General features: G+C 72.2%; 20 protein-coding genes. 9 read left to right on the forward strand and 11 right to left on the reverse strand.

Features of this window, described 5'->3' with window-relative positions; translation table 11 throughout:
- Positions 1 to 81: 81 nt before the first annotated feature.
- Complete coding sequence (locus ACFVXK_RS05220) at positions 82 to 1,464, reverse strand: glycine--tRNA ligase (protein WP_389610165.1); 1,383 nt, start codon at positions 1,462 to 1,464, stop codon at positions 82 to 84.
- Positions 1,465 to 1,620: 156 nt separating this feature from the next.
- Between ACFVXK_RS05220 and ACFVXK_RS05225 the strand changes: the two genes are divergently transcribed.
- From ACFVXK_RS05225 to ACFVXK_RS05240, 4 genes are read left to right on the forward strand one after another with little or no spacing between them, the layout of a single operon-like run.
- Positions 1,621 to 2,592, forward strand: coding sequence for a metal ABC transporter substrate-binding protein (locus ACFVXK_RS05225; RefSeq protein WP_389610166.1), 972 nt, complete (start codon positions 1,621 to 1,623; stop codon positions 2,590 to 2,592).
- 26 nt (positions 2,593 to 2,618) lie between these two features.
- Positions 2,619 to 3,413, forward strand: coding sequence for a metal ABC transporter ATP-binding protein (locus ACFVXK_RS05230; RefSeq protein ID WP_389610167.1), 795 nt, complete (start codon positions 2,619 to 2,621; stop codon positions 3,411 to 3,413).
- A complete protein-coding gene (locus tag ACFVXK_RS05235; protein ID WP_389610168.1) occupies positions 3,413 to 4,279 on the forward strand; it encodes a metal ABC transporter permease in 867 nt (288 codons plus the stop codon). The genes ACFVXK_RS05230 and ACFVXK_RS05235 overlap by 1 nt, the downstream gene beginning before the upstream one ends.
- A gap of 51 nt (positions 4,280 to 4,330) precedes the next feature.
- Positions 4,331 to 4,759: a Fur family transcriptional regulator gene (locus ACFVXK_RS05240; RefSeq protein ID WP_045946255.1), complete on the forward strand. Its 429-nt coding sequence runs from the start codon at positions 4,331 to 4,333 to the stop codon at positions 4,757 to 4,759.
- A gap of 68 nt (positions 4,760 to 4,827) precedes the next feature.
- On the opposite strand, the gene ACFVXK_RS05245 is transcribed toward ACFVXK_RS05240, so the two are convergent.
- From ACFVXK_RS05245 to leuA, 6 genes are all read right to left on the reverse strand, one after another.
- Positions 4,828 to 5,352 (reverse strand): YcxB family protein, encoded by a 525-nt coding sequence (locus ACFVXK_RS05245; RefSeq protein WP_389610169.1) that lies wholly within the window; start codon positions 5,350 to 5,352, stop codon positions 4,828 to 4,830.
- Positions 5,353 to 5,375: 23 nt separating this feature from the next.
- The gene (locus ACFVXK_RS05250; protein WP_389610170.1) at positions 5,376 to 6,197 is read right to left on the reverse strand and encodes an isoprenyl transferase; all 822 of its coding nucleotides are present in this window, start codon (positions 6,195 to 6,197) and stop codon (positions 5,376 to 5,378) included.
- 23 nt (positions 6,198 to 6,220) lie between these two features.
- Complete coding sequence (gene recO / locus ACFVXK_RS05255) at positions 6,221 to 6,967, reverse strand: DNA repair protein RecO (protein ID WP_389610171.1); 747 nt, start codon at positions 6,965 to 6,967, stop codon at positions 6,221 to 6,223.
- A gap of 95 nt (positions 6,968 to 7,062) precedes the next feature.
- The gene (locus tag ACFVXK_RS05260) at positions 7,063 to 8,706 is read right to left on the reverse strand and encodes a nucleobase:cation symporter-2 family protein (protein ID WP_389610172.1); all 1,644 of its coding nucleotides are present in this window, start codon (positions 8,704 to 8,706) and stop codon (positions 7,063 to 7,065) included.
- A 560-nt stretch (positions 8,707 to 9,266) separates the two neighbouring features.
- Entirely contained in the window at positions 9,267 to 9,962 is a 696-nt protein-coding gene (locus ACFVXK_RS05265; protein WP_389610173.1) for a TerB family tellurite resistance protein, read from the reverse strand.
- 212 nt (positions 9,963 to 10,174) lie between these two features.
- Positions 10,175 to 11,938, reverse strand: a complete 1,764-nt coding sequence (leuA, locus tag ACFVXK_RS05270; protein ID WP_389610174.1) for a 2-isopropylmalate synthase — start codon at positions 11,936 to 11,938, stop codon at positions 10,175 to 10,177.
- 365 nt (positions 11,939 to 12,303) lie between these two features.
- On the opposite strand from leuA, the gene ACFVXK_RS05275 reads away from it, so the two are divergent.
- The 4 genes from ACFVXK_RS05275 to ACFVXK_RS05290 all read left to right on the forward strand — a co-directional run bounded on the left by ACFVXK_RS05275 (position 12,304) and on the right by ACFVXK_RS05290 (position 15,346).
- Positions 12,304 to 13,383 carry a M4 family metallopeptidase gene (locus ACFVXK_RS05275; protein ID WP_389610175.1) on the forward strand — a complete coding sequence of 360 codons (1,080 nt, stop codon included), beginning with the start codon at positions 12,304 to 12,306 and terminating at the stop codon, positions 13,381 to 13,383.
- A gap of 10 nt (positions 13,384 to 13,393) precedes the next feature.
- The gene (locus ACFVXK_RS05280) at positions 13,394 to 13,666 is read left to right on the forward strand and encodes a protealysin inhibitor emfourin (protein WP_389610176.1); all 273 of its coding nucleotides are present in this window, start codon (positions 13,394 to 13,396) and stop codon (positions 13,664 to 13,666) included.
- A gap of 72 nt (positions 13,667 to 13,738) precedes the next feature.
- Positions 13,739 to 14,548 (forward strand): GNAT family N-acetyltransferase, encoded by an 810-nt coding sequence (locus ACFVXK_RS05285; RefSeq protein ID WP_389610177.1) that lies wholly within the window; start codon positions 13,739 to 13,741, stop codon positions 14,546 to 14,548.
- A 111-nt stretch (positions 14,549 to 14,659) separates the two neighbouring features.
- Positions 14,660 to 15,346 carry an SAM-dependent methyltransferase gene (locus tag ACFVXK_RS05290; RefSeq protein WP_389610178.1) on the forward strand — a complete coding sequence of 229 codons (687 nt, stop codon included), beginning with the start codon at positions 14,660 to 14,662 and terminating at the stop codon, positions 15,344 to 15,346.
- Positions 15,347 to 15,364: 18 nt separating this feature from the next.
- On the opposite strand, the gene era is transcribed toward ACFVXK_RS05290, so the two are convergent.
- The 3 genes from era to ACFVXK_RS05305 all read right to left on the reverse strand — a co-directional run bounded on the left by era (position 15,365) and on the right by ACFVXK_RS05305 (position 18,928).
- The gene (era, locus tag ACFVXK_RS05295; RefSeq protein ID WP_385529032.1) at positions 15,365 to 16,315 is read right to left on the reverse strand and encodes a GTPase Era; all 951 of its coding nucleotides are present in this window, start codon (positions 16,313 to 16,315) and stop codon (positions 15,365 to 15,367) included.
- A gap of 317 nt (positions 16,316 to 16,632) precedes the next feature.
- Positions 16,633 to 17,775 (reverse strand): beta-xylosidase, encoded by a 1,143-nt coding sequence (locus tag ACFVXK_RS05300; protein ID WP_389610179.1) that lies wholly within the window; start codon positions 17,773 to 17,775, stop codon positions 16,633 to 16,635.
- Between the two features lie 163 nt (positions 17,776 to 17,938).
- A complete protein-coding gene (locus ACFVXK_RS05305; RefSeq protein ID WP_389610180.1) occupies positions 17,939 to 18,928 on the reverse strand; it encodes a GlxA family transcriptional regulator in 990 nt (329 codons plus the stop codon).
- A gap of 19 nt (positions 18,929 to 18,947) precedes the next feature.
- Between ACFVXK_RS05305 and ACFVXK_RS05310 the strand changes: the two genes are divergently transcribed.
- Positions 18,948 to 20,315, forward strand: a complete 1,368-nt coding sequence (locus ACFVXK_RS05310) for an MFS transporter (protein ID WP_389610181.1) — start codon at positions 18,948 to 18,950, stop codon at positions 20,313 to 20,315.
- A gap of 70 nt (positions 20,316 to 20,385) precedes the next feature.
- Here ACFVXK_RS05310 and ACFVXK_RS05315 read toward each other — a convergent pair whose 3' ends face one another.
- A complete protein-coding gene (locus ACFVXK_RS05315) occupies positions 20,386 to 20,763 on the reverse strand; it encodes a cytidine deaminase (RefSeq protein ID WP_389610182.1) in 378 nt (125 codons plus the stop codon).
- Between the last annotated feature and the right edge of the window lie 135 nt (positions 20,764 to 20,898).

Below are 20,898 nucleotides of genomic sequence, written 5' to 3' on the forward strand. Positions count from 1 at the left end.
CGCCTGCGGCCCCCCCCGCAGAATCGCCGGGCTGCCGGGGCCGCGATCCGCGCACCGGGCCACCGGTCTTTCGTGCAGGTCCTAGCAGCCCAGCAGACGGCTGCCGAGGTAGGCCTGGATCTGGTCCAGGGAGACGCGCTCCTGCTTCATCGTGTCGCGCTCGCGCACGGTCACCGCGTTGTCCTCGAGGGTGTCGAAGTCGACGGTGACGCAGAACGGCGTACCGATCTCGTCCTGGCGGCGGTAGCGGCGGCCGATGGCGCCCGCGTCGTCGAACTCGATGTTCCAGTTCTTGCGCAGGTCGGCGGCGAGGCCCTTGGCCTTCGGCGACAGCTGCGCGTTGCGGGACAGCGGCAGGACGGCGACCTTGACCGGGGCCAGGCGCGGGTCGAAGCGCATCACGGTGCGCTTCTCCATGGCGCCCTTGGCGTTCGGGGCCTCGTCCTCGACGTAAGCGTCGATCATGAACGCGAACATGGCGCGGTTGACGCCGGCCGCCGGCTCGATGACGAACGGGGTGTACTTCTCCTTCGACTCCTGGTCGAAGTAGACGAGGTCCTGGCCGGAGGCGGCGGAGTGGGCCTTGAGGTCGTAGTCCGTGCGGTTGGCGACGCCTTCGAGCTCGGAGAACTCGTTGCCACCGAAGTTGAAGCGGTACTCGATGTCGGCGGTGCGCTTCGAGTAGTGGGACAGCTTCTCCTTCGGGTGCTCGTACCAGCGCATGTTCTCCTCGCGCATGCCCAGGCCGCGGTACCAGTTCCACCGCTCCTGCATCCAGTACTCCTGCCACTGCTCGTCCTCGCCCGGCTTGACGAAGAACTCCATCTCCATCTGCTCGAACTCGCGCGTGCGGAAGATGAAGTTGCCCGGCGTGATCTCGTTGCGGAAGGACTTGCCCATCTGCGCGATGCCGAACGGCGGCTTCTTGCGCGAAGAGGTCTGCACGAGGGCGAAGTTGGTGAAGATGCCCTGGGCGGTCTCGGGGCGCAGGTACGCCTTGGAGCCGGTGTCCTGGGTCGGGCCGAGGTGGGTCTCCAGCATGCCGGAGAACTGCTTCGGCTCGGTGAACTGGCCCTTCACACCACAGTTGGGGCAGTTGACGTCGGCCAGGCCGTTCTCGGGGAGGCGGCCGTGCTTGGCCTCGTACGCCTCCTCCAGGTGGTCGGCGCGGTGGCGCTTGTGGCAGGAGGTGCACTCGGTCAGCGGGTCCGAGAAGGTCGCGACGTGGCCGGAGGCCACCCAGACCTCGGGGGCCAGGATCACGGAGGAGTCGATGCCGACGATGTCCTCACGCCCGGTGACCATGGCCTTCCACCACTGGCGCTTGATGTTCTCCTTGAGCTCCACACCCAGCGGACCGTAGTCCCAGGCAGCCCTGGAGCCGCCGTAGATCTCACTGCAGGGGTAGACGAAGCCACGGCGCTTGCTCAGGCTGACGAGGGTTTCGATCTTGTCGGCGGCCACGGTGCTCTCTTCATTACGAGGACGAACGGCGAAGGCTTTAGGTTACCGGCGCCCGCACCCTCCACTTCAAGTCGGTACCCCCCTTCCAGCATGCCCCTCCGGGCCCTCCACCTGGGTTTTTGACAACGGTTTCCATCTTTGATGAAAATGGATGTCATGAACGTACGACGCCTCATACCCACCGCCGCTCTCGCCGGTGCCGTCGCCCTCGCCGGGACGGCCCTCACCGCCTGCTCGGGGGCGGGCACGGCGGGCGCGGACAAGGACGGCAAGCTGAGCGTGACGGCGTCGTTCTACCCCTTGCAGTTCCTCGCCGAGCAGGTCGGCGGTGACCACGTGAAGGTCGACACCCTGACCAAGCCGGGCGTCGAACCGCACGACCTGGAGATCACGCCCAGGCAGACCGGCCGGCTCGGGGAGTCGGACGTGGTCCTCTACCTCAAGGGCCTCCAGCCCGCCGTCGACAAGGCCGTGGCCCAGTCCGGCGTGAAGGACGTCGTGGACGCGGCCACCCTCACCAGGCTCGAGGTGCACGGCACCTCCGGCGAGGAGGACCACGACCACGCGGCCGAGGGCCACGACCACGGCCACGACCACGGCGGGGCGGCCGAGGACCCGCACGTCTGGCTCGACCCGGTCAAGTACGCGGAGATCGCCAAGGGCTTCGGCGCCGCCATGGAGAAGGCCGACCCCGCCCACGCGGCCGACTACCGCAAGAACACCGACGACCTCGTGACGAAACTGGGCGCCCTGGACGCCGAGTTCAAGGAAGGCCTGAAGAACACGGCCTCCAAGACCTTCATCACCACCCATTCCGCTTTCGGCTACCTCGCCGAGCGCTACGGCCTCGACCAGGAGGGCATCTCCGGCGTCGACCCCGAGGCCGAGCCCAGCCCGGCCCGGATGAAGGACCTCCAGGCCGTCGCGAAGAAGGACAATGTGACGACCGTGTTCTTCGAGGCCCTGGCCAGCGACAAGACGGCCAAGACCCTCGCCCGGGACACGGGTCTGCGGACCGACGTCCTCGACCCCCTCGAGGGGATCACCGACAAGTCGCAGGGCGCCGACTACTTCGAGGTCATGCGGTCCAACCTGAAGAACCTCCAGAAGGCCCTCGGAGCCAAGTGATGACAGCAGCAACGGAGGCGCGAGCCATGCAGTCAACGCCCCGACCGGCCGGCGACGACCAGCCCGTCATATCCCTGCTCGGAGCCGCGGCCTCGCTGGGCTCCCGCCCCGTGCTGCGCGGGGTCGACCTCACCGTCCGACGGGGGGAGGTCGTCGCCCTGCTCGGCGCCAACGGCTCCGGCAAGTCCACCGCCGTCCGCGCCGTGGTCGGCCAGGTGCCGCTCACCGGCGGCACCCTCTCCCTCTTCGGCACCGAGTTCCGGCGCTTCCGCCAGTGGTCGCGCATCGGATACGTCCCCCAGCGCACCACCGCCGCCAGCGGCGTCCCGGCCACCGTCCGCGAGGTCGTCTCCGCGGGCCGCCTCGCCCGCTCGCGCTTCGGGCTCCTGCGCAAGGCCGACAAGGCCGCCGTCGAGCGGGCCCTGGCCCTCGTCGACATGGACTCGTACGCCGACGCCTCGGTCAACGCCCTCTCCGGCGGACAGCACCAGCGTGTGCTCATCGCCCGGGCACTGGCCGTCGAACCCGAGCTGCTGATCATGGACGAGCCCATGGCCGGCGTGGACCTGGCCAACCAGGAGGTCCTCGCGAACGCCCTGCGCGAGCAGGTCGCCGCCGGCACCACCGTCCTGCTCGTCCTGCACGAGCTGGGCCCGCTGGAGCCCCTGATCGGCCGCGCCGTCGTCCTGCGCGACGGCTGCGTCGTCCACGACGGGCCGCCGCCCGAGGCCGTCGGGCAGCACGCCCTCCCCGGCCACGACCACGTACACCCCCACGCGGCGCACGACGCCGAGCCCCTGCGGACGGGACTGCTGAGCTGATGGAAATCCTCCACGAACCCTTCATGCAGCGCGCGCTGATCGCCGCCGCGCTGGTCGGGATCACCGCGCCCACGATCGGCACCTACCTCGTCCAGCGCCGCCAGGCGGTCATGGGCGACGGCATCGGGCACGTCGCCATGACCGGTGTCGCCCTGGGCTTCCTGCTCAACACCAGCCCGATCTGGATGGCCACCCTCGTGGCGGTCGTCGGCGCGGTCGGCATGGAGCTGATCCGCTCCCGCGGGAAGACCAGCGGCGACATCGCCCTCGCCATGCTCTTCTACGGCGGCCTGGCCGGCGGTGTCATGATCATCAACATGGCGCCGGGCGGCTCCACCGCCAACCTGAACAGCTATCTCTTCGGCTCGATCAGCTTCGTCTCGCCCGAGGACGTCACCGCCGTGGTGATCCTCGCCGCCTTCGTCATCGCCGTCACCCTCGGCCTGCGCCGCCAGCTGTTCGCCATCAGCCAGGACGAGGAGTTCGCCCGCGTCACCGGCCTGCCGGTGCGCGCGCTGAACCTGCTGATGGCCGTCACCGCCGCCGTCACCGTGACCGTGGCCATGCGCATCGTCGGCCTGCTGCTGGTCAGCGCCATGATGGTGATCCCCGTCGCGGCCGCCCAGCGGGTCGCCCGCGGCTTCGCCGCGACCCTGTCGCTGGCGATGGCGATCGGCGTGGTGGTCTCGCTGAGCGGTACGGCCGCCACCTACTACATCGACGCGCCGTCCGGCGCGACGATCGTGCTGCTCGCGATCGCCGTCTTCGTGGCCACGACCGCCCTGTCCACGCCCCTGGCCAGGCGCCGTGCGAAGGCCGCCCGGGCCGCCGAGGAGGTCTGCACCCGGGACGACGTGAAGGTCTAGGGCGACCGCCCGCCTGGCACAATGAGGCGAGGCCGAAACGAGGAGGAACCGGTGGCGACTGCGCCTGGCGAGACGAATACCGCGCCAGTACGAGGGCGATCCACCCGGCAGCGGGCCGCCGTGGCGGCGGCGCTGGACGAGGTGGACGAGTTCCGCAGTGCCCAGGAGCTGCACGACATGCTCAAGCACCGCGGCGACTCCGTGGGCCTGACCACCGTGTACCGCACCCTCCAGTCCCTGGCGGACGCCGGCGAGGTGGACGTGCTGCGCACCAGTGATGGCGAGTCCGTCTACCGGCGCTGCTCCACGGGCGATCACCACCACCACCTGGTCTGCCGCAAGTGCGGCAAGGCGGTCGAGGTGGAGGGGCCCGCGGTGGAGAAGTGGGCGGAGGCCGTCGCCGCCGAGCACGGCTACGTGAACGTGGCCCACACCGTCGAGATCTTCGGCACCTGCGCGGACTGCGCGGCCGCCGGCTAGCCCGAAAGGGTCCGATTCCGGCCGAACACCCGTCGGAATCCGGTCGGAATCCGGTCGCAATACGAGGCTCAGAGCCGCGGCAGCCCGGCCGCCAGGATCTCCCGTACCCGCTCGACGTCCGCGGGGGTCCGGGCGGCCCGCTTCGGGATCCAGCCCAGCCGTCCCCCGCCCGCGTCGAGCACGAACAGGTTGCGCGTCTCGCTCCAGCGCCGGTACTCCGTCCACGCCAGGTCCACCGTCGGCCCGTCGGGCCGGGGGCACCGCATCCCCGACCCGGTGAGCGTGCAGCGGTACTCGGGGTACTCGGAGGCGCAGCGGCGCAGCCGCCGCGCCATCCCCGACCAGGTCAGGGCGAGCCCGGCGAGGCCGACGCACTCCGCCATCCCCGTGAGGAGGGCCAGCGCCTCCAGGTCGACGTCGCCGCCGTCCCTGAGCACGATGGACGCGGGGGCCAACAGGGGCAGCACCACCAGCCACATCAGTGGCCGCAGCCGGCCGGCCCAGGTTCTGGTGGCGTGCCAGCGCAGCACTTCCCCCGTGTCCCCGCGCTCCGGACGGTAGGCGAGCTCCACCGCCTGATCAGTCATGTTCATGGCGGCAGAGCCTAGCCGTCCGCTCAGCTCTCGGAGCCCTCGGGCTGGTTGGGGACCGCGCCGCCGAAGCGGCGGTCGCGCTTGGCGTACTCCAGGCAGGCGTCCCACAGGTGGATCCGGTCGAAGTCCGGCCACAGGACGTCCTGGAAGACCATCTCGGCGTAGGCGCTCTGCCAGATCAGGTAGTTGGACGTGCGCTGCTCGCCGCTGGGGCGCAGGAACAGGTCCACGTCCGGCATGTCCGGGTAGTAGAGGTACTTGGCGAGGGTCTTCTCGTTGACCTTCGACGGGTCCAGCCGGCCGGCCTTCACGTCCTCGGCAAGCGCCTGCGCGGCGTCGGCGATCTCGGCGCGGCCGCCGTAGTTCATGCAGAAGTACAGGGTCAGCTTGTCGTTGCCCTTGGTCTGCTCCTGGGCGACCTGGAGCTCCTTGGCCACGGACTTCCACAGCTTGGGCATCCGGCCCACCCAGCGCACCCGGATGCCGAGGGCGTCGAGCTGGTCGCGGGTCTTGCGGATGAAGTCCCGGTTGAAGTTCATCAGGAAGCGCACCTCGTCGGGCGAGCGCTTCCAGTTCTCCGTGGAGAAGGCGTAGAGGGAGATGTTCTTGACGCCCATCTCGATCGCGCCCTGGAGGACGTCCAGGACCCGCTCCGCGCCGACCTTGTGGCCCTCGGTGCGCGGCAGGCCCCGCTCCTTGGCCCAGCGGCCGTTGCCGTCCATCACGATCGCGACGTGCTCCGGGACCAGTTCGCCCGGGATCTTCGGCGGGCGGGCGCCGGTCGGGTGCGGTTCGGGGATCGTGTACTCACGGCGGGAGAGTCCCAGGAATCCGCGTACTGCCATGGCGCTTCGGTCTCCGATCTCGGTCACTTCTCTACGTAACGCAGGGAACGCAGCCCGCGTTCCAGATGCCAGTGCAGATAGGCGGAGACGAGTCCGCTCCCCTCGCGCACGTGCCGCGGCTCCGCGGCGTCGGCCGTCGCCCAGTCCCCCGTCAGCAGGGCGCTGAGCAGCCCGATGGCCTCAGCAGATGGTACGACGCTTCCGGGGACCCGGCAGTCGCCGCATATGACCCCGCCGGCGGCGACGGAGAAGTGCCGGTTGGGACCGTGGATGCCGCATTTCGCGCAGTCCTCGAAGCTGGGCGCGTAGCCGTTGACGGCCAGGGAGCGCAGCAGGAAGGCGTCGAGGATCAGGTGCGGTCCGTGTTCACCGCGGGACAGGGTGCGCAGGGCGCCGACCAGCAGCAGGTACTGCTGGACGGCGGGCTCGCCCTCGTTCTCGGTGAAGCGTTCGGCGGTCTCCAGCATCGCGGTGCCGGCCGTGTAGCGGGCGTAGTCGGTGACGATGCCGTTGCCGTAGGGGGCGATGATCTCGGTCTGGGTGCACAGGGGCAGGCTGCGGCCGACCAGCTCGCTGCCCCGGGCGAAGAACTGCACGTCGGCGTGGGAGAAAGGTTCCAGCCGGGCGCCGAACTTGGACTTCGTGCGCCGTACTCCGCGGGCGACGGCCCGGACGCGGCCGTGGCCGCGGGTGAGCAGCGTGATAATGCGGTCCGCCTCGCCGAGCTTCTGGGTGCGCAGCACGATGCCGTCGTCGCGGAACAGACTCATGGGCCCATTGTCCCCCGTGCGCGGACAGCGCCGGCCCCCGTCCGGACGTGTCCGGACGGGGGCGGCACCCCTTGGGAGGTTCGGTGGGGCGGCGGTCAGACGGCGGGGGCCCCCGCCGCGTCGGCCTCCTCGGCCCCCGCCTTCGCGGCGCCGTCCTCGCCGGCGGCCGCCTTCGCGGAGTCCTGCGCGGAGTCCTTCGCGGAATCCGTCACGGAGTCCTTGGCGGAGTCCGTTACGGAGTCCTTCGCGGAGTCCTTGGCCGCGCCCTTCTCGGCGGCCGCGGGGGCGGCAACCGGCTGGGCGGGCACCTCGGCGTGCCCGGTCAGGGTCTCGGCCAGCGCCTCGGCGAGGGCCCCGGCCGGGGCGGCCGTCTGCGCGTCGTCCTTGGCCAGGCCGTTGAAGACCAGGTTGAGGACGATGGCGGCGGTGGCACCGAGGGTCACGCCGCTGTTGAGGAGCGAGGACAGGTCCGGGCTCATGTGCTTGTCGAAGTAGGCCGGGACCGTGGCCGGGAAGAGCGCGAAGGCCAGCGAGACGCCGACGATCAGGGCGTTCTTCTCCTCCTTGAGGTCCACCTTGGCCAGGGTCTGGATACCGGCGAGTGCGACCATGCCGAACATCACGGTGGCGGCGCCGCCGAGGACGCCCGGCGGGACGGAGGCGACGATCGCGGCGGCCTTGGGGATCAGACCGAGGACGATCATGAAGACACCGGCGGCCACGACCACGAAGCGGCTCTTGACCTTGGTCATCCGCACCAGGCCGACGTTCTCGGCGAAGGCGACGTACGGGAAGGAGTTGAGGATGCCGCCGAGGGCGGTGGCGGCGCCGTCGGCGCGCAGGGCGCGGGCGACGGTCTCGCTGTCGACCTCCTTGCCGACGATGTCGCCGACGGCGTAGGTGTCACCGGTCGTCTCGACCATGGTGATCAGCATGACGATCAGCATGAGGAGGATCGGGAACCATTCGAACTTCGGGGCGCCGAAGTGGAAGGGGGTGGTGACCCCGATCCAGTCGGACTTGCCCACGTCGCCGAACTTGGCGTCGCCGAGCAGGAAGGCGACGGCCGTGCCGCCGACCAGGCCGAGCAGGATGCCGATGCTGCGCAGGAAGGGTCCGCCGAACTTCATCAGGACGAGGATGAAGAGCATGGTGCCGCCGGCGTAGGCCAGCTGCGTGGGGACCCCGCCGTCGGCGATGGTGGGGGCGCCGCCCGCCGCGTCCTTGAGGCCGACGGGGATCAGGACGATGCCGAGGACCGTGATCACCGTGCCGGTGACGACCGGCGGGAACAGCCTCATGACCGCGCGGAAGGCCTTGGCGGGCAGCCAGGCGAAGGCGAAGGTCGCGATGCCCGCGGTGATGACGGCGCCGTAGACGACCAGCAGGGCGGCCGTTCCGCCGCCGGCGCCGAGGCCGATGGCGATCATCGGGGAGACCGCGGTGAAGGTGACGCCCTGGATCAGCGGGAGCCGGGCGCCGACGCGGCCGACGCCGAAGGCCTGGATGATCGAGGCGATACCGCAGGTGAAGAGGTCCGCGTTGATCAGGTAGACCAGCTGTTCAGGGCTCAGCTTCAGCGCACTGCCGACGATGATCGGGACGATCACCGCGCCGGCGTAGAAGGCGAGTACGTGCTGGAAGCCGTACAGCGCGAGCTTGGGGAGGGGGAGCACCTCGTCGACCGGGTGCGAGCTCTGCTCTCCGCTTGCGGAAAGCCGGGCGGCGACACGTGCCATCTCTGCCTTGCCCTTCAAGGAGGTAGGTAATTGAGAGGAAGCTGGTTATCCCCTGGCCGGAGTGGGTCGTTAACCCGTTGGTCCGCCGGGGTTGTCAGTGGGAACACGCAGATCTCGTCGTGTGACCGGAATTGAACGCCTGTGGGAGCGCTCACAGGTATCGGATACTCCGACAAAGTGTCGACCCGCAGGAACGCCCTCTCTGGAGCTTCCTCCAATGGCGGGGGCCCGTGGGCAGGAGTATGGGAACCCGGCCCCGAAGCCCGCCGTTCTCCCTGCACACCTGCGAAGTTCCCCTTCCTGACAGGGGATTTACGGGTTCACGTGTATTCGGACGCGCAAATCAGGGGTCCCCGTTCCGACCGTCCGGAATACGGAATTCGTGTACGGAATGGGGTACTCCACCCTCGAACGGGCCACTTTTGATCTCTGTTTCCGGCCGGTACGGCCGAATCGTTACTTCACGACCGCCCACATGTCGGGATTTCCGCCCCGGAAAACGCGTCCGGGCCCGGCGGAAAACCTCCGCCGGGCCCGGATCCGCGCACAGGAGGGGCGCGTCAGGGCGCGCGCACCGCCGAGAGCAGCCCGGCCACCTCGTCCGAACCCATCCGCAGCGCGGCGCCCACGGTGGCGAGCACCTCGCGCTCGGCCGGGATGTAGGGCCCGTCGGCGAGGGCGATCCGGGCACCCTGCAGCAGGATCGATTCACGTCCGGGGCCGGCCAGGTGCGCGGCGAGCGGTTCCAGCGCCTCGTGGAGCTCGATCGACAGCGCCGCCCCGAAGCACTCGGGCCCGTCGTAGAGCCCCAGCCGGCCCTCGTCGGTGGCCAGCGCGTCCACGAGGGACTCCAGCTGCTCCTCGGTGCAGTCAGTGAAGCCGGCGCCCCGCACGGCCGTCACGGCGGCCTCCAGGGCGCTGCGCGAGGAGGTCCCGCCCGCGGCGAGCACGGCCAGCGTCACGGTGTGCACGGCGTCGCGCAGCAGCGAGGAGAACCGGGTGGTGGTGAGGTGGTCCAGCGCCTCGGTGCCGAAGCGTCCGCGGCAGGCCTGGCACTCGACGACGGGTCCGGCCTGCCCGCGCGGCAGCAGCGGCAGCCCGAGCACGGTGAATCGGCGGCGCCCGGTGCGCCGGCGGTAGTTGCGGTCACCGCCGCAGCCGGCGCAGAAGAACTCCCCGTCACCCACGGTGTTCCAGCTGGTACGGATGCCCCAGAGCGTCAGCTTCCGGCCGTCCCCACCCCGAACTGGCAGCACGTCGCACCTCCGTAACTCCCCGGGCAACGACGCCGGGTTGGCGTGATGTTAGCCACATCGGTGAGTGTGCGTCAGTCGTGCGACAAGACAACATGGCCCCGGGGGCGCACTTGGCCGATCTGCGCCCCCGGCCGACGGGCCCGCCGACGGCCCCGGAATGCGGCGGAGCCCCGCCCCTCCGGGTGGAGGGGCGGGGCTCCGTCAGGGGTGGTTCAGCGGCCCGCGCGGTTGACGGCGGAGATGACCGCCTTCAGGGAGGCGCGGGTGGTGTTGGCGTCGATGCCGATGCCCCACAGGACCCGGCCGTCGATGGCGCACTCGATGTACGAGGCGGCCACGGCGGAGGCGCCCTCGCTCATCGTGTGCTCGGTGTAGTCCAGCAGGCGGGCGTCCACGCCGATGCCGCCCAGCGCGTCGAAGAAGGCCGAGATCGGACCGTTGCCGGTGCCGTTCAGGACCGTCTCCACGCCGTCCACGACCGCCTCGACGGTCAGCGTGTCGGTGCCGTCCTTGTCGGTGGCGGTGGAGCCGGAGCGCAGCTGGATGCGGCCCCACGGGTTGTCGGGGTTGGGCAGGTACTCGTCCGAGAAGACCTCCCAGATCGCCTTCGGCGTGACCTCGCCGCCCTCGGCGTCGGTCTTGGCCTGGATGATCCGCGAGAACTCGATCTGCATGCGGCGCGGCAGGTCCAGCTTGTGGTCGTTCTTCAGGACGTACGCGATGCCGCCCTTGCCGGACTGCGAGTTGACCCGGATGACCGCCTCGTAGGAGCGGCCGACGTCCTTGGGGTCGATCGGCAGGTACGGGACGGCCCACTCGATCTCGTCGACGGTCTTGCCCTGGGCGGCCGCGTCGGCCTCCATGGCGTCGAAGCCCTTCTTGATGGCGTCCTGGTGGGAGCCGGAGAAGGCGGTGTAGACCAGGTCGCCCGCGTAGGGGTGGCGCGGGTGGACCTCCATCTGGTTGCAGTACTCGCTGGTGCGGCGGATCTCGTCGATCTGCGAGAAGTCGATCTGCGGGTCGATGCCCTGGGAGAACAGGTTCATGCCCAGGGTGATCAGGTCGACGTTGCCGGTGCGCTCGCCCTGCCCGAACAGGCAGCCCTCGATGCGGTCGGCGCCGGCCATCAGGGCCAGCTCGGCGGCGGCGACGGCGGTGCCGCGGTCGTTGTGCGGGTGCACGGAGATGCACACGTGCTCGCGGCGGGTCAGGTTGCGGGCCATCCACTCGAAGCGGTCCGCGTGGGTGGAGGGCGTGGAGCGCTCGACGGTGGCGGGCAGGTTCAGGATGATCTCGCGGCCCTCGCCCGGCTGCCAGACGTCGCAGACGGCCTCGCAGACCTCCAGGGCGAAGTCCAGCTCGGTGTCGGTGAAGATCTCGGGGCTGTACTGGTAGCCGAAGACGGTCTCGGGGCCCAGCAGCTTCTCGGCGTACTCCATGACCAGGCGGGTGCCGTCGACGGCGATCTGCTTGATCTGCTCCTTGGAGCCGCGGAAGACGACCCGGCGGAAGGTCGGGGCGGTCGCGTTGTACAGGTGCACGGTGGCCCGCTTGGCGCCGACCAGCGACTCGACGGTCCGCTCGATCAGGTCCTCGCGGGCCTGGGTCAGTACGGAGATGGTGACGTCGTCCGGGATCGCGCCCTCTTCGATGATGGAACGCACGAAGGCGAAGTCGGTCTCGCCGGAGGAGGGGAAGCCGACCTCGATCTCCTTGTAGCCCATGCGCACCAGCAGGTCGAACATCTCGCGCTTGCGGGCGGGGGTCATCGGGTCGATCAGCGACTGGTTGCCGTCGCGCAGGTCCGTGGACAGCCAGCGCGGAGCCTTGGTGACGCGGGCGTTCGGCCAGGTGCGGTCCGGGATGTCCACCTGCTCGTAGACGCCGTACTTGTGGATCGGCATCCCGGAGGGCTTCTGGGTGTGGGTCGCGTTCGTGATGGGCGTGGGGCGACCGACAAAAGGCTGCTGGCTCATGGCGTTGGGCTCCTCGCGTGTCCGCGGTAGTTCGCTGGGACGGCCGACGGCGGTAGTGAAAACCGCAACACCAAACTCCGCGGGGAGGGGGCCGGCCTACGACTACAGACCCTCGCCGCGGCAGCTAAGGAGAAGCAGCCCGAAACGCATGATGGGCCGAGCCTAACCGAGCCGCGCCGTGTCGCGAGGACCTGTTTCAGTATGCAAGACCGGCGCGCCCGATTTACACCCTTTGTGACCCAAGACGCCCTTCATCCCGCAAGGTCCGGCGGATCCGTCAACACGGCGCGTCGGCTTTGAGACAACCGAATGAATCATGCTCGCCGGTAGTGACAGCGACATCACCCACTGCCACATTTCCGGGCATGGATGCCTTCCTTTCCCACGGACACGCCACCCACCACCCCGTCTTCTGCACCGTGGTGCCGCCGCACCTGCTGGACAAGGCCGCCCGCTCCGCCGACTCCACCCGGGCCGACGCCGCCCAGCGCACCCTGGAGACCGACGCCCTCCTGCGCACCCGGCGCCGGATCAGCACCGTGCGCGGGATCGTCCCGGCCGACGCGGACCCGTCCGCCCCCGAGGGCCCGCGGCGCACGATCTACGACGCCCAGCACCACACCCGGCTGCCCGGGAAGAAGGTCCGCGCCGAGGGGGCCGAACCCTCCAAGGACTCCACCGTCAACCGGGCGTACGCGGGGCTGGGCGCCACGTACGAGCTCTTCCTCAAGGGCTACGGCCGGCACTCGATCGACGGCTCCGGCCTGCCGCTGGACGCGAGCGTCCACTACGGCGAGGCCTACAACAACGCCTTCTGGGACGGGCAGCAGATGGTCTTCGGCGACGGGGACGGGGACCTGTTCCTCGACTTCACCGTGTCGGTGGACGTCATCGGGCACGAGCTGACCCACGGGGTGACCCAGTACACGGCCAACCTCGACTACCACGGCCAGTCCGGCGCCCTCAACGAGTCGATGTCGGACGTCTTCGGCTCGCTGATCAAGCAGTACTCCCTCGGCCAGACCGCGGACCAGGCGGACTGGCTGATCGGCGCCGGGCTCCTCGGGCCCAACGTCACCGGGGTCGCGCTGCGCTCGATGAAGGCGCCGGGGACGGCGTACGACGACGACGAGCTCGGCAAGGACCCGCAGCCGGCCACGATGGACGGCTACGTGACCACCTCGCGCGACAACGGCGGCGTCCACATCAACTCCGGCATCCCCAACCACGCCTTCTACGTCGTGGCGACCGAGCTGGGCGGCAAGGCCTGGGAGCGGGCCGGGCAGATCTGGTACGACACCCTGACCGGCGGGCAGCTGGAGTCGCGGGCGGACTTCAAGGACTTCGCCCGGCTGTCGACGGCCGCGGCCGTCGCCCGGTACGGGGAGGGCGGCGCCGAGCACCAGGCGCTGCAGAAGGCCTGGGCGGCCGTCGGCCTGGGGTAGGAATGGGGGCATGAAGATCGAAGTGGTGCGGACGGGCGGATTCGCGGGCATCGAGCGGCGGGCCGAGGTGGACACCTCGGGCCGGCCCGACGAGCAGGAGTGGCGGGACCTGGCCGAGCAGGCCCTGAGCCCCCACCCCCTGGCCGCCGAGGGGCCCGGCGGGGTCCGGGACGGGTTCGCCTACCTCATCACGGTGGACGGGCGGACGGTGTCCTGCCAGGACCCCCACCTCACGGACGCCCAGCGCGGCCTGATCACGCGGGTGCTGAAGGAGGGCGCGTAGCGGCGGGCCACCGCCCCGGCCCGGTCCGTAATGGGGGTGCCCCGGGCCGGGCCGCCCTGCTTGTATGGCCGGATGAACGAGACGATCTTGCGCGCCCTGGAGCAGTACTACGACGCCGTCCCCCGCCGGGGCGGTGCCCGGGGTGAGGACTTCGGGGCGCTGACCCTGTTCGTCCAGGAGGGGAACGGCTGGCAGTACTACGCGCGGCCCTCGCTCGGGGGCCCCGACGCCACCGCCGCCGACGTACGCAAGGTGCTGGAGAGGCAGCGGGAGCTGGAGGTGCCCGAAGCATTCGAATGGGTGGCCGAAAACAGCCCCTCCCTGCGGGCCGCCGTGGAAGCGGCGGGTCTGCACGTCCACGCCCACCCGCTGATGGTGCTGGACACCGGCGCCGAACCGCTCGCCCCGCATCCGGAGGTCCGCGCGCTCGGCGCCGGGGACCCCCTGCTCGCGCAGGCCGTGACGGTGGCCGGGCTGGCCTTCCGCGAGCCGGGGACCGCCCTGGGACAGGCCGGACCGGCGGAACTGGCGCAGGCACTGGCCGACCCGTCCACCGAGGAGCGCCGGGCGCGGGTCTCGGGGATGCTCGCGGACGGACGCACCGGGATGGCGGCGGCGGTCCGCGACGGGGTGGTGCTGTGCTCGGGCCAGTACAACCCGGTCCGGGAGGTCGCCGAGATCGTCGGGGTCGGCACGCTGCCCGCGGCCCGGCGCCAGGGGCTGGCCCTCGGGGTGACGGCGGCGCTGGTCGCGCAGGCCCTGGAGGGCGGGGTGACCACGGTGTTCCTGTCCGCCGGTGACGAGGACGTGGCCCGGATCTACGCCCGTGCGGGCTTCCGCCGCGTCGGCACGGCCCTGATCGCGGAGCCCCCGGCGGCCTGAGCCGGAGCCGCTTTTTGCGGAAACGGCAAGAAGGTTTGCCCCGGTCACGGGCGGGGGCGGAGCATCGGCGGTGTCCGTACAGGCGCTCACCGCACCCACCGAGGAGACCGCGTGCCCACCCCCTCCCCCACCCACCACGAGCACGAGCACGGCCCCGGCCCCGGCCCCGGTCACGGCGGCGCGGCGGCCGGCCAGGAGTTCTGGGATTCCCGCTACCGCGAGAGTGAGCGGATCTGGAGCGGCCGGCCCAATTCCGTCCTGGTCCGCGAGGCCGCCGGCCTCGCCCCCGGCCGGGCCCTGGACCTCGGCTGCGGCGAGGGCGCCGACGCGGTGTGGCTGGCCGGCCGGGGCTGGACGGTGACCGGCACCGACATCTCCCCCGTCGCCCTGGAGCGGGCGGCCGGGCACGCCGGCGGGGCGGGCCTGGCCGACCGGATCGCCTTCGAGCGCCACGACCTCGGGGAGTCCTTCCCCGCCGGGGAGTTCGACCTGGTCGCCGCCTGCTTCCTGCACAGCCCGGGCGAGATGCCCCGCGAGCGGATCCTGCGCACCGCCGCCGCGGCCGTCGCCCCCGGCGGGGTCCTGCTGGTGGCCGGGCACGGCGGCCCGGCGCCGGGCGCCGAGAACCCGCACCCCGACCTGCACTTCCCCACCCCGCAGGAGGTGCTGGCCGACCTGGAGCTGCCCGAGGGCGGCTGGGAGGTGCTGGTCTGCGCCGAGCACGAGCGGGTCGGCGCAGAGGCGGACCGGCCCGGGCACGGCTACGACAACACCCTCAAGGTCCGCCGCCTGGCCTGAGCCCGGACCCCGCCGGGATCAGAAGCCGAGCTTGCGCAGCTGCTTGGGGTCCCGCTGCCAGTCCTTGGCGACCTTCACGTGCAGGTCGAGGAAGACCGGCGTGCCGAGCAGCGCCTCGATGTGCTTGCGCGACTTCATGCCGACCTCCTTCAGGCGGGAGCCCTTGGGGCCGATGATGATGCCCTTCTGGCTGGGCCGCTCGATGTAGACGTTGGCGTGGATGTCGAGCAGCGGCCGGTCCGCCGGGCGGTTCTCGCGCGGGATCATCTCCTCGACCACGACGGCGATGGAGTGCGGGAGCTCGTCCCGGACGCCCTCCAGCGCGGCCTCGCGGATCAGCTCCGCGACCATCACCATCTCGGGCTCGTCGGTGAGGTCGCCCTCCGGGTAGAGCGGGGGGCTCTCCGGCAGCATCGGGGCGATCAGGTCGGCCAGCAGCTGTACCTGGGTGTCGCCGACGGCGGACACGGGGACGATCTCGGCCCACTCGATGCCGAGCTCGGCGCCGAGCTGCTGGATCGCGATGAGCTGCTCGGCCAGCTGCTTGGACTCGACCAGGTCGGTCTTGGTGACGATGGCGATCTTCGGGGTCTTCTTGATCCCCGCGAGCTCCTTGGCGATGAACTTGTCGCCGGGGCCGAGCTTCTGGTCGGCGGGCAGGCAGAAGCCGATGACGTCGACCTCGGCCCAGGTGGTGCGCACCACGTCGTTGAGCCGCTCGCCGAGCAGGGTGCGCGGCTTGTGCAGGCCGGGGGTGTCCACGAGGACCAGCTGGGCGTCGGGGCGGTGCACGATGCCGCGGACGGTGTGGCGGGTGGTCTGGGGCCGGTTCGAGGTGATCGCGACCTTGGTGCCCACCAGCGCGTTGGTCAGGGTCGACTTGCCCGCGTTGGGGCGGCCGACGAAGCAGGCGAAGCCCGCGCGGTGCGGGGCGGTGGGCTCGGGGGAACGATCGCTCATACGGGCCATTCTCCCCGATGCCGCCCGGCCCGCCGACCAGACCGCCCCCACCGGGGTGCCCCGGCCGCCGGGGGCGGCTGCGCGGGGCGGTCTCCCCGCCCCGCCCTTCACCCGTTCTCCGGGGCTCCGCCCCGGACCCCGCGCCTCAAACTCCCCCAGCTACCGCTGGGAGGGGCCCCCAGGCGGGGCTACGTGTAGCCCGCGCGGCGTTTGGGCGCACGGGCGCGGAGCGCACGTACGGGGTCCGGGGCTCGCCCCGGTGAGCGGGAGAGGGGCGGGGCGGGGCGGGGAGTAAGCCCCGCGCAGCGGCACCCGGCACGGACCGGCTACGACAAGGTCAGCGTCAGGGACGCCCGGTACGCGCCCGGCGGGGTGTACGGCGGCACCCGGAGGGCCACGGTCGCGTCGACCGTGAACCGGCCGCCCTCCCCCGAGGCCAGGACGGCCCCCTCCGCACCGACCACCCCCGCGGGCCCGGCCCCGCACCCGCCCCCGCACACCGGGGTCCAGGACAGCGAGGCCCCCGGGACCGGGGCCCCGTCCGGCCCCGTGAACTCCGTCAGCTTCCCCCGCAGCGTCCACCGCCCCGCCCCGGGGCCCCGCGTGTCGACCACCGTCACCGTCCCCATCCGTCCGCCGGCCTCGCCGCCCCCGCCCCCGTACCCCACCGCGCCCAGCGTGATCGCCGCCCCGGCCTGCGTCATCGTCAGCGAGCCCGCCGCAGGGGCCGCCTCGACGACCGTGTACGCCTCCGGACGCGCGCCCCGCTCCGCCGTCCAGGCCGCGCCCTCGTACGCCACGACCCCCGTCGTCCCCGGGTCCGCCACCACCAGCTCCGCCGCGAACGCCCCGGACCGGTCCGCGGTGGCCGCCGCGCGGTCGGCCGTCGCGGCGGCGCCCGCGCGGCCGGCGACCGTCACGGCCGCCCCCGGCGTGAACCCGGCCCCGGTGATCCGGACCCGGGCGCCCGGCTCCCCGTACGCGCTGGCGAGGGCGAGCCCCCGCAGGTTCATGACGGGCAGCGGGGCCGCCGTGAGCCGCGCCGCGACCGGCGCCGGCGGCCCGGCCACCGCGCAGGCGGCCCCCGCCAGCGCGTAGCCGCCCGGGGTGAGGGTGATCGGGCCGGCGCCCGTGACGACGAAGCTCCCCTTCATGGCCGCACCGGGACCGCCCGCCGCGGCGACCGGCACCTCGCCGGTCTGGGCCCCGCCCAGCAGGATCCGCCCGGTCGGGGCGGGGAGGGCGCCCTCCGCCGGGGGTGGCAGGGGGGTCCGGTCCAGCCGGTAGGTCACCGTCACCGTGTCGCCGACCTCCGGCGCCGGGTCGTCCACCTCGATCCGGGCCGCCGTCGTCCCCCCGGCGGCCGGCAGGCAGTGCGTGGGGAACTCCACCCGCCCCGGGGGCGTTTCACCATCGGCCGCCGCGGGCGCCCCCAGCGCTCCCCCGGCGGTGGCCGCGAGTACGGCCATGCCCGCGACCGCCGCCCGGCTCCTGCCGCGACGCGCCCCGCTCCTCATCACCCGGCCCCCTCCCTGCCAGAGGGCCATTCACGGGCGGGCGGCGGGAGAAGTCAATGCACACGGACGACAGAAGCTGACGCAACGTCAGAATCCGGTGGTCGGTCCCCGGTGGTCAGTCCCCGGCCCCCGCCGCCCGGAACGTCCGCCGGTAGGTCGTCGGGCTCACCCCCAGCGCCGCCTGGACGTGCTTGCGCAGCGACTGCGCCGTCCCGAAGCCCGCCTCCCGCGCCACCGCCTCCATCGGCAGCTCCGTCCGCTCCAGCAACTGCCGCGCCCGCTCCACCCGCCGGCCGGTGATCCACTCCCCCGGGCTGACCCCCGACTCCTGGCGGAAACGGCGCGTGAAGGTCCGTACCGACATGGCCTCCTGCCGGGCCAGGTCGCTCAGCGGCAGCGGCTCGTGCAGCCGGTCCAGCACCCACGCCCGGGCGGCCGTGGTGCTGGAGCGCTGCGGCTCGGGCACGGGCCGACCGACGAACTGCGCCTGCCCGCCCTCCCGGTGGGGCGGCACGACGGTCCGCCGGGCCACCTCGTTCGCGACGGCCGCACCGTGGTCGCGGCGCACGATGTGCAGGCAGAGGTCGACCCCGGCGGCCACCCCGGCGGAGGTCAGCACGTCCCCGTCGTCGGTGTAGAGCACGTCCGCGTCGACCCGTACGGCCGGGAACAGCCGCTGGAAGTGCTCGGCGTAGGCCCAGTGCGTGGTGGCCGGCCGTCCGTCCAGGTAGCCGGCGGCGGCCAGGACGTAGCCGCCGGTGCAGATGGACACCATCCGGGTGCCGGGCCGGACGTGGGCGAGGGCCGCCGCCAGCTCGTCGGTCAGCCGGCCCTCGGCGTGGATCGGCCCCAGCTCGTGCGAGGCGGGCACCACCACGGTGTCGGCCGTGGCCAGCAGTTCGGGGCCGTGCTCGACGTGGACCGCGAAATCGGCGTCCGTGCGCACCGGCCCGGGGGCGAGCCCGCAGGTCAGGATCTCGTACAGGCGCCGCCCGGCGGGGTCCTTGGCCAGGCCGAAGATCCGGTGCGGGATGCCCAGCTCGAAGGGCAGCAGCCCGGCGAGCACGAGGACGACGACACGGTGCGGCTTCTCGACGGTGGCCATGGCCCGATCGTATCGAACCATGTCGGTCAGGCCACTGTCGTACGGGACCCGCCGGCCGGAAGCTGTCGGGGTGACGCAGACAGCACCCACCTCCAGCACCCGGGACACCGCCCCCGCGGCGCCCCGCGAGCCCGGCCGCATCCACCGGGCCTGGTTCGCCGCGGCCGTCGCCTTCGTGACGATCATCGGCGCCGCCGCCTTCGCCTCCCTGCCCGGACTGCTCATCGAGCCGCTGCACCAGGAGTTCGACTGGTCGCGCGGGACCATCGGCTTCGCGGTCTCCGTGAACCTCGCCCTCTACGGGCTCACCGCCCCCTTCGCCGCCGCCCTGATGGACCGGTTCGGCATCCGGAAGGTCGTCGCGCTCGCCCTGACCGTGATCGCGGGCGGCTCGCTGGCCACCGTGTGGATGACCGCGTCCTGGCAGCTGGTGCTGTTCTGGGGCGTGCTCGTGGGCCTGGGCAGCGGTTCCATGGCGCTCGCCTTCGCGGCGACGGTGACCAACCGCTGGTTCACCGCCCGGCGCGGACTCGTCACGGGCATCCTCACCGCCGCCGGCGCCTCCGGGCAGCTGATCTTCCTGCCGCTGCTGTCCTGGCTGGTGGAGCACCACGGCTGGCGGCCGGCCTCGGTCACCGTGGCGCTGGCGGCCCTGTCCGTCGTCCCCTTCGTGTGGCTGCTGCTGCGCGACCACCCGGCGGACGTGGGCCTCGCCCCGTACGGGGGCGCCTACGTGCCCAAGCCCGCGCCGGTCCAGGGTGCGGCGCGGCGGGCGGTGGCCGTGCTCTTCCGCGCGGCCCGGACGGGGCCGTTCTGGCTGCTGGCGGGCACCTTCGCGATCTGCGGGGCCTCGACGAACGGACTGGTCCGCACCCACTTCACCCCGGCCGCCCACGACCACGGCATGCCGGTGACGGCCGCCGCCGGACTGCTCGCGGTGATCGGGGTGTTCGACGTGCTGGGCACCATCGCCTCCGGCTGGTTCACCGACCGGTTCGAGGCCCGCCGCCTGCTGGCGGTGTACTACGCCCTGCGCGGGGTGTCGCTGATGTTCCTGCCGGTGCTGCTGGCGCCGGCCGTGCACCCGCCGATGGTGCTGTTCATCGTCTTCTACGGCCTGGACTGGGTCGCGACGGTACCGCCGACCATCGCCCTGTGCCGGGAGCACTACGGACAGGACGGCGCCATCGTCTTCGGCTGGGTGCTGGCCTCGCACCAGGTGGGGGCGGCGCTGGTGGCCTACCTCGGCGGGGTGGCCCGGGACGCGCTCGGCTCGTACGACCTGGTCTGGTACGCCTCGGGCGCGCTGTGCGCGGTGGCGGCGCTGATGGCGATGGTGATCCGCCGCCGCCCGGCGGGGGCCGCCACGGCTCCGGCCGCCGTCTGAGCCACCGCCTTCGCGGGACCAGGGCCGCAGGACCGCGCCGCCCGGACGCGGCGGGCGGCGCGGAGGGGGTTCAGGCCCCGGCGGGGGTGGTGGACTTCAGGGTGCCGTCCGGGCCGGCGAGCAGGACCGGGGTGGCCGGGCCGCCGAGGTCGCGGACCGCCGCGCGGTCGGCCTCGGCCGGGGCGTCGGCCGCGCTGACCACGGCCGCCGCCTCCAGGGAGCGGGCGCCGCTGGCCACCGCCATCGCGACGGCCGTCTGGAGCGCGCTGAGCTTGAGGGAGTCCAGCTCCACGGTCCCGGCGACGTAGGTGCGGCCGGTCTCGTCGCGGACCGCCGCCCCCTCGGGGACCCCGTTGCGCGCCCGGGCGCTGCGCGCCAGGGTGATGATCTTGCTGTCCTCGGGGTCGATCCCCGCGCCCACGCTGCTCTCGGTCATAGGCGAAAGCATAGGGAGCGCTCCGGCGGGGCCGTGCAACGACCCCGCCGGGGCGGTTCCCCCGTCACGCCTCCCCCCGGGGCGCAGGACAAACCTAAACAGCGAAACGGCCGAGCCCTGCGATCCGAAGGTCCCGAACCCATATGA

The sequence above is a fragment of the Streptomyces sp. NPDC058157 genome (genome assembly GCF_042884105.1).
GTDB lineage: Bacteria > Actinomycetota > Actinomycetes > Streptomycetales > Streptomycetaceae > Streptomyces.

Bases quoted from the DNA above. Each gene is read 5' to 3' on its own strand.
- ACFVXK_RS05225 (WP_389610166.1), top strand. From the start codon at position 1,621: ATGAACGTACGACGCCTCATACCCACCGCCGCTCTCGCCGGTGCCGTC.
- ACFVXK_RS05230 (WP_389610167.1), top strand. From the start codon at position 2,619: ATGCAGTCAACGCCCCGACCGGCCGGCGACGACCAGCCCGTCATATCC.
- ACFVXK_RS05235 (WP_389610168.1), top strand. From the start codon at position 3,413: ATGGAAATCCTCCACGAACCCTTCATGCAGCGCGCGCTGATCGCCGCC.
- ACFVXK_RS05245 (WP_389610169.1), bottom strand. From the start codon at position 5,352: ATGAACATGACTGATCAGGCGGTGGAGCTCGCCTACCGTCCGGAGCGC.
- ACFVXK_RS05250 (WP_389610170.1), bottom strand. From the start codon at position 6,197: ATGGCAGTACGCGGATTCCTGGGACTCTCCCGCCGTGAGTACACGATC.
- recO (WP_389610171.1), bottom strand. From the start codon at position 6,967: ATGAGTCTGTTCCGCGACGACGGCATCGTGCTGCGCACCCAGAAGCTC.
- ACFVXK_RS05260 (WP_389610172.1), bottom strand. From the start codon at position 8,706: ATGGCACGTGTCGCCGCCCGGCTTTCCGCAAGCGGAGAGCAGAGCTCG.
- leuA (WP_389610174.1), bottom strand. From the start codon at position 11,938: ATGAGCCAGCAGCCTTTTGTCGGTCGCCCCACGCCCATCACGAACGCG.
- ACFVXK_RS05275 (WP_389610175.1), top strand. From the start codon at position 12,304: ATGGATGCCTTCCTTTCCCACGGACACGCCACCCACCACCCCGTCTTC.
- ACFVXK_RS05280 (WP_389610176.1), top strand. From the start codon at position 13,394: ATGAAGATCGAAGTGGTGCGGACGGGCGGATTCGCGGGCATCGAGCGG.
- ACFVXK_RS05285 (WP_389610177.1), top strand. From the start codon at position 13,739: ATGAACGAGACGATCTTGCGCGCCCTGGAGCAGTACTACGACGCCGTC.
- era (WP_385529032.1), bottom strand. From the start codon at position 16,315: ATGGCCCGTATGAGCGATCGTTCCCCCGAGCCCACCGCCCCGCACCGC.
- ACFVXK_RS05300 (WP_389610179.1), bottom strand. From the start codon at position 17,775: ATGGCCGTACTCGCGGCCACCGCCGGGGGAGCGCTGGGGGCGCCCGCG.
- ACFVXK_RS05305 (WP_389610180.1), bottom strand. From the start codon at position 18,928: ATGGCCACCGTCGAGAAGCCGCACCGTGTCGTCGTCCTCGTGCTCGCC.
- ACFVXK_RS05310 (WP_389610181.1), top strand. From the start codon at position 18,948: ATGTCGGTCAGGCCACTGTCGTACGGGACCCGCCGGCCGGAAGCTGTC.
- ACFVXK_RS05315 (WP_389610182.1), bottom strand. From the start codon at position 20,763: ATGCTTTCGCCTATGACCGAGAGCAGCGTGGGCGCGGGGATCGACCCC.